The sequence below is a fragment of the Natronomonas sp. genome, assembly GCF_046483325.1.
In the GTDB taxonomy this organism is placed as follows: domain Archaea; phylum Halobacteriota; class Halobacteria; order Halobacteriales; family Haloarculaceae; genus Natronomonas.
Genome location: NZ_JAWODL010000045.1, coordinates 23,489 through 29,488, shown reverse-complemented (window position 1 = coordinate 29,488; position 6,000 = coordinate 23,489). Strand labels below are relative to the sequence as shown.

Annotated in this window: 8 protein-coding genes; 4 read left to right on the top strand and 4 right to left on the bottom strand. The window is 61.5% G+C overall.

Annotated elements, in window-relative coordinates; translation table 11 throughout:
• Positions 1-325: hypothetical protein (locus R6U53_RS13805; protein WP_410322953.1), on the top strand; the 325-nt coding region annotated here is incomplete at its 5' end.
• 212 nt (positions 326-537) lie between these two features.
• Here the strand turns inward: R6U53_RS13805 and R6U53_RS13800 are convergent.
• Entirely contained in the window at positions 538-2,382 is a 1,845-nt protein-coding gene (locus R6U53_RS13800; protein ID WP_410322952.1) for a UvrD-helicase domain-containing protein, read from the bottom strand.
• A 79-nt stretch (positions 2,383-2,461) separates the two neighbouring features.
• Positions 2,462-2,629, bottom strand: a complete 168-nt coding sequence (locus R6U53_RS13795; protein ID WP_410322951.1) for an HVO_0416 family zinc finger protein — start codon at positions 2,627-2,629, stop codon at positions 2,462-2,464.
• A 97-nt stretch (positions 2,630-2,726) separates the two neighbouring features.
• Between R6U53_RS13795 and R6U53_RS13790 the strand changes: the two genes are divergently transcribed.
• A complete protein-coding gene (locus R6U53_RS13790; protein ID WP_410322950.1) occupies positions 2,727-3,407 on the top strand; it encodes an alpha/beta hydrolase in 681 nt (226 codons plus the stop codon).
• A gap of 9 nt (positions 3,408-3,416) precedes the next feature.
• Here R6U53_RS13790 and R6U53_RS13785 read toward each other — a convergent pair whose 3' ends face one another.
• Positions 3,417-4,811 (bottom strand): dihydroorotase, encoded by a 1,395-nt coding sequence (locus R6U53_RS13785; protein WP_410322949.1) that lies wholly within the window; start codon positions 4,809-4,811, stop codon positions 3,417-3,419.
• A gap of 202 nt (positions 4,812-5,013) precedes the next feature.
• Here R6U53_RS13785 and R6U53_RS13780 point away from each other — a divergent pair, with 202 nt between their 5' ends.
• Positions 5,014-5,388, top strand: coding sequence for a helix-turn-helix domain-containing protein (locus tag R6U53_RS13780; protein ID WP_410322948.1), 375 nt, complete (start codon positions 5,014-5,016; stop codon positions 5,386-5,388).
• A 13-nt stretch (positions 5,389-5,401) separates the two neighbouring features.
• On the opposite strand, the gene R6U53_RS13775 is transcribed toward R6U53_RS13780, so the two are convergent.
• On the bottom strand, positions 5,402-5,569 hold the full coding sequence (locus R6U53_RS13775; RefSeq protein WP_410322947.1) for a hypothetical protein: 168 nt from the start codon (positions 5,567-5,569) through the stop codon (positions 5,402-5,404).
• Positions 5,570-5,693: 124 nt separating this feature from the next.
• Between R6U53_RS13775 and R6U53_RS13770 the strand changes: the two genes are divergently transcribed.
• Complete coding sequence (locus tag R6U53_RS13770) at positions 5,694-5,939, top strand: hypothetical protein (protein WP_410322946.1); 246 nt, start codon at positions 5,694-5,696, stop codon at positions 5,937-5,939.
• Positions 5,940-6,000: the final 61 nt, after the last annotated feature.

Below are 6,000 nucleotides of genomic sequence, written 5' to 3'. Positions count from 1 at the left end.
CTCCGCGCTGGGCATCCTCAGGAAGCTCGAGGAGAGCGGCTACCGCGAGCCGGTCCCCCTGACCGAGCTGCCCGACGGCCTGCGCGAGCGGGTCACCGGCGGCAGGCCGCTGATCGTGACGAAGACGAACGCCGAGTCGACGGTGCACCGGCCGGCACGGATGGACTACGTGGGCGTCGAGCAGGTGATCGACCTGCAGCCGGGCTGGAACTCGATCTACGTCCGGCTCGATCCGAACGAGACCGATATTGCAACCCACCCAGGGGTCGTCCGCCGAACCGCGTTCGAGCAACGCGATAACCACGTGTCGACGGTGGACATCTGATAATGCATCTAACATATCGTCAAACGATATTTCAGTGCCTTTGTCGGACATATTGGACAGTTCTATCTACAACATATTGTTTATCCAGTATCTAATGAACGACATACAGTCATTGCTATCGATAATACGTCGTTAATCGAGCCGTAACGGACGTCATCGAGAGAACCGACCTCGAACTCAGTGTATGCTCAGACGATCGGGTGGGTCACGTATCAGTCCGCCTTCAGCTCGGATCCCCGTTCTTGCGCACTGAGAAGGACGTCTTCGAGCGATTTGTCGACCGGTTCGTTGAACAGGAGAACGTCGATCGGAAGCGTAGGTGCGCCGTCGACGAGGTCTTCCATGAGGACGAGTCGCTCGCGGGCCCGGGACATACCGACGTAGAACACCCGACGCTCGTTGTCGGTCATCAACGGGACCGGGTCGGATCGCTTCGTGAACGGTCCCTCACCCGGAACGGCCTCGGGCTCCTCGACCGAGGCTGCCATCTGCTCGACGACTTTTTCCGTGAGGTCCGTCGCGACGAACACGTGGTCGGCCTCCCGACCCTTCGCGGAGTGGATCGTCCCGACGCGGACGCGGTTCGGGTCCATTCCGCGATAGTTGCCGCTGAAGTAGGCGTCGACGGACCGTTCTTGGAAGTTCGAGACGCGAGTGAGCATGTCCGCGGCCGATCGGGGGCCCGGCGCGAACGGGGCGTGTTCGTCGACGAAGTCGGGAGCGACTTCGAGGTCCGTGAGGTCCTCGACGCCCTCGTGATCCGCGAGCGCATCGAGAGCGTCGAAATAGTCGTCTCGTTCGCCGGTCCCGAAGGCGCTATCGGCGAGCATTTCGCCGAGTCGCCGGGCTTGGAGCCCGTGAATCGGATCGCTTTCGTCCAACGCTTCGATCGCGGTGACGTAATCGCGAAGCCGATCGGTCCACATCCGCTGGTCGGTCAACGAGGTAAAGGGGATCCCCTCGCCGATGAACTCGTCCATGAACTGAAACATCTGATAGCGCGCACGGAACAGACACATGATACTCCCCTCGTCGTCCTCTTCGAGTGTCATCCGGACGTTGCGAACGAGATCCAGCATCGAGGGGGAGCGAACCGCCTCGACGGAGCCGCCCTCCTTGCGCGGTTTGAGGTCCTTGTCCTGCCGTTTCTCGATGTGGCTGATCTGGGTGTTGACGACGTTCAGGATCCGGGAGGGGAGTCGGTAGCTGTTGGGGAGGATGACGTCGTCGTCGACTTCCTCGTCCAACAGGAGGTTCGGATCTGCGCCCTGCCACGCGTAGACGACCTGGTCGTCGTCACCCGCGATGAGGACGGACTCCATGTGCGGTTTCCACTCCTCGTAGACCCCATACTGCAGCGTCGTGATGTCCTGAAACTCGTCGATGACGAGGTGGTCGACGTTCGGCAACAGCGAGCGTTGTTGGACGCGCTCGAGCATGTCGGCGAAGCCGACGATCCCCTCCTCGCCCTTGTACGCACGCCAGGCGCGAATCACCTCCGGAATGTCGATGCGGTCGTCGTCGCTCGGCCACGTCGGCGTGTATTTGTTGCCAGTCTGGGCGCGCTCGTCGAGCTCGGGCGGAAGCCGAACCTCCTCCTCGTTCCACTTGAACGGAACGTCGTACCAGTCGGCGACGTCCCGCTCGGTTCGTTGGAGCCACTGTGACGTGGCGATGACCTTGTTGCCGAGCGTCGTCGACCGCGCCGATCGACGGTGGGCGGCTTTGTTTTCGTCTTCGAACTCGATGCCGTACTGTTCGCAGAACTCCTCTTTGTGTTTCTCGCCCACGACGTCCCCCCGCGAGAGGCTCAACAGTTCGTAGGCCTTCGCGTGCATCGTACAGACGTTGCCGCGGAGTGATTTCGGTGATCGGTCGAGGCGCTCACCGAGTCGTTCGCGAACCTCGGCGGCGGCGGCGCGCGTGTACGAGACGATGAGGACGTCGTTCACGTCGACGCCGTCGTCCAACATACCATCGACGCGGTCGAGTAACGCCGTCGTCTTCCCGCTCCCCGGGCCTCCAAAGAGTCGTGTTACGTGCGTGGGCGTAGCCATTGTTCGCGTAATGCTGCCCGCAACTATAAATAGCGTGTTTGGTTTCGACGACGATGCCGGACCGCGCTCGACCTCCGGATCAGTTCGGCCGCCAGCCACAGACCGAACACGCTACCGCATCGAGCCCGTGGAGACCGCCACAGTCGGGGCATCGCTTTTTGTTATAGTCGCGTTCCCACGACGACGTCTCGGTTTCGTGGCCGCGCTCCTCCAGGAACTCGTCGAAAATATCGTTCGCGGTCGCCATACACGTACGTTTTGGACGACATCGGTACTAAGCTTTGTGGTATATCGTGTCATGATAGATGATGTCGTGACACGAAGGGGTACGGGCGGCTTTTAGTATGGCCGATCCTAGCGGCCGCATGGACGTCTCTGAGGACTTACCGCTCGTACACGTCAGCCGCCCCGGAACCGTCGAGTCGAACGCGCCAGCCGTCGTGTTGATCCACGGTCGCGGGACGAACGAACGCGACCTCCTGCCTATCGGGGCACAACTTCCGGAGGAACTGCACGTCTTGAGCGTCCGTGCACCTAACTCGATGAGCGGCCCGGACAGCCACACGTGGTACGACTTGGACCTCTCGGCGGGCGGCCTGCACGCCAGCCAGCCCGATCCCGACGGGTTTCGCCGAAGCCTCGATCTGCTCGACGAGTTCGTCGAGACGGCGACCGATCGCTACGACCTCGATTCCGAGCGGATCGGTCTGTTGGGCTTCAGTCAGGGCGCGATCACGAGCATGTCCGCGCTGATCGAACGCTCCGACGCGTATCGGTGGGTGGTCGCCCTGAACGGCTATCTCGCAGAGTCACACGTGGACGAAGCCGAGAACGCCGCCGGCAAGCCGGTGTTCATCGGCTGCGGATCGATGGACCAAGTGATCCCGCCGGAGCGGGCAAAGCGCGCGGCCGACGTGTTGGAATCCGGCGGTGCGGACGTCCGTTTCGAGACGTACGGGATCGGTCACGGGACGACACCCGGCGAGATCACCGACGTGGTGACGTGGCTCGGTGGGCGGATCTGACGGGCTCCGTCAGACCGCTCCGCGCGCCGAGCAGTCCTCGCGAGGGACGAACTTCCCGGAACCCTTCTCGGCAACGATCTCCCCGTCGACCATCACGGTCTCGCCGCGAACCATCGTGCGAACCGGCCACCCGGTGAACGTCTCGCCATCGAACAGCGTCCAGCCGCTCTTGGATTCGACCATCGACTCGGTGAACTCGCGTTGTCGATCCATGTCGACGACGGTGAAATCGGCGTCCGTACCGACCTGCAGCGATCCTTTTCGCGGGTAGAGCCCGAAGATTCGCGCCGGGTTCTCCGCTTCGAGTCGGACGATGTCCTCGAGTTCGAACCGTCCCTCGTTCACCCACGTGAGTACGTGTGGGAGATGCTCTTGGGCACCCATCAAAGCCAGCGGAATGTTCCATGCGTCCTCCCATCCGGGTTCTAACTCCTCTGGGGTGTGTGGGGCGTGTTCGTTCACCATCGTCGTCGCCCACCCCTCTCGGATCAGTTCCGCGGCCCGCTCGGGATCCTTGCCGGAGACGACCGCGTACGGGCCGTGCTCGGCGCGGCGCTCCTCGTCGATCATGAAGGGAAGCAGCTCCAGTTCCGCGTGGACGGTCTGGCCCTGTTCGCGGGCGTGTCGGATCAGCTCGTAATCGTACTCCTTCATCATGCCGGCGTGGAGTACGTACAACTCGACGCCCGTCAGGCGAGCCAAGTACAACGACGCGGCCAGCCCCATCACCATCCCGTGGCCGTAGAGGATCCCGCGATCGTACGCCTCGTGAAGATCGCTCGCCGTGGTCGTACCGGGATCGATATACTCGCGTTCGGCCATGCGTTTGACCCAGTCGCTTTGATCGTGATGGACCGAAACCGGGAGATCGGTCTCGGCGATTCGCTCGTACAACTCGAAGAGGAGTCCGCGGTCGGTGACCGCGAGTTCGTTGTCGTAGGGGTAGGTGTCGGTCGGGTGCCGCGTGTTGAAGATCTTGAAACCGATCGCTCCCGTCTCGGCGAGCTCGGCGATGTGCTCGGGGTAGCGGGCGGCGGCGTAGTGGTTGTGATCCAGAATACAGAGCTTCTCGGCGCGTTCGCGTTTGGCGTTCCAGTTCTCCAGATTCGTCGGCGCGGGTCGGGTGTTGGTCTGATCGATGGTGAACGTGTACCCACCGGCGGCCGCGGCGCGCTGCCCCGTATAAAAATCTTCCTTGTGGGTCAGACCCGGATCCCGAAAGTGACAGTGTGGGTGGATCAGCCCCGGGAGGACGTACAATCCATCGAGGTCTACGATTTCGTCCGCTCCGTCCGTCGCGTTGAGTTCGATTGCGGCGATCTGCCCGTCCCGAATCACGACGTCCGCTCGATGCCGCTCTTCGCTCGTGACGAGCGTTCCGTTTTTGAGTATGGTGTCGGCCATCGCCACCCATTTATCGTGCTAACTAATAACAGTACACGCGCGAAAGGTGGTATCCAGTTCGCTTCGGCGGTACAGCCTTACGCCGTTCGATCCGACCACCCTGCAATCGAGACGGCGTACGCAGAAGCCGCCGACCGCTCGCCGACAGCGGCGCTCTCTCGGTACCGGATGAACTTTATCCGATTCGATAAAATATCATCCTATGGAGCCCGAACCGGATCCCGCGCGGTTTCGCGACCTCATGCTCGACTCGGAGCCCGGCTTCGAGGAAGTGCTTCGATGCGTCTTCGGGATACAGAAACACGAAGCGCGCCTCTACTTGGAGCTTTTGAACGCACCCGACAGCACCGTCGCGGAGCTCGCGGAGACTGTCGAACGCGATCGGAGTAACGTCAACCGCGGATTGACGACGCTCATCGAGAAGCACCTCGTCGACCGCCGCCGTCGGCTCCTCGACAGCGGCGGACACATCTATCAGTACCGAGCGATTGCACCGGAGGAGGCCCGCGAACTGATGCACGAGACGCTGGACGAGTGGGCGGCCTACGTGCACGAACGGATCGACGAGTTCCCGTAACGATCGAACGCGATCACGCCGACGAGGAGAGCTCGACGGCCGTGTCGGATTGGATCCACGCGCTCGGGTTGTCCGCCCGATAGATGACGACCTCGCCGGTTTCGAGCGTCAGCTCGATGCAATCGCTGTCCTGCTGGGACAGGCTGTCACCGTCGGGATCGTTTTCGAGTGGTGCGGACATTTCGGGTCACGGGCGAAATCGCCCTATACGAACCGGCTCGTTCGGATGAATGATAAATGTTACCATGTATCAATAATATTCCGTTCTCCTTCAAATAAAGTAGTTGGGGCACGTTGGTATGGGTATGACTGAATCGATCGTTATCGAGCCGGGCGAACGAACCGCCGAAGAACTACTTTCCGGACTGCAAGCGGGCGAACGGTTCATCGTTCGAACGGAAGTGTTGGGCTCCCTGGAAGAGCTGACGCTGCGGTTCGACGGCGAAATCTACTACTGTGACTCACCGACGATCCTGCACAAACACACCGACGAGGAGGAAATGCGCGAGTGCATCGAGAACCTCGGATTCACACACGAAGGTCCGAATTGAAGCTCTGATCTGATCGAATTGGCGGTCGGAAAGCGGCCCCTTTTTGCGGATCGACTCCGGA

Bases quoted from the DNA above. Each gene is read 5' to 3' on its own strand.
- R6U53_RS13800 (WP_410322952.1), bottom strand. From the start codon at position 2,382: ATGGCTACGCCCACGCACGTAACACGACTCTTTGGAGGCCCGGGGAGC.
- R6U53_RS13795 (WP_410322951.1), bottom strand. From the start codon at position 2,629: ATGGCGACCGCGAACGATATTTTCGACGAGTTCCTGGAGGAGCGCGGC.
- R6U53_RS13790 (WP_410322950.1), top strand. From the start codon at position 2,727: ATGGCCGATCCTAGCGGCCGCATGGACGTCTCTGAGGACTTACCGCTC.
- R6U53_RS13785 (WP_410322949.1), bottom strand. From the start codon at position 4,811: ATGGCCGACACCATACTCAAAAACGGAACGCTCGTCACGAGCGAAGAG.
- R6U53_RS13780 (WP_410322948.1), top strand. From the start codon at position 5,014: ATGGAGCCCGAACCGGATCCCGCGCGGTTTCGCGACCTCATGCTCGAC.
- R6U53_RS13775 (WP_410322947.1), bottom strand. From the start codon at position 5,569: ATGTCCGCACCACTCGAAAACGATCCCGACGGTGACAGCCTGTCCCAG.
- R6U53_RS13770 (WP_410322946.1), top strand. From the start codon at position 5,694: ATGACTGAATCGATCGTTATCGAGCCGGGCGAACGAACCGCCGAAGAA.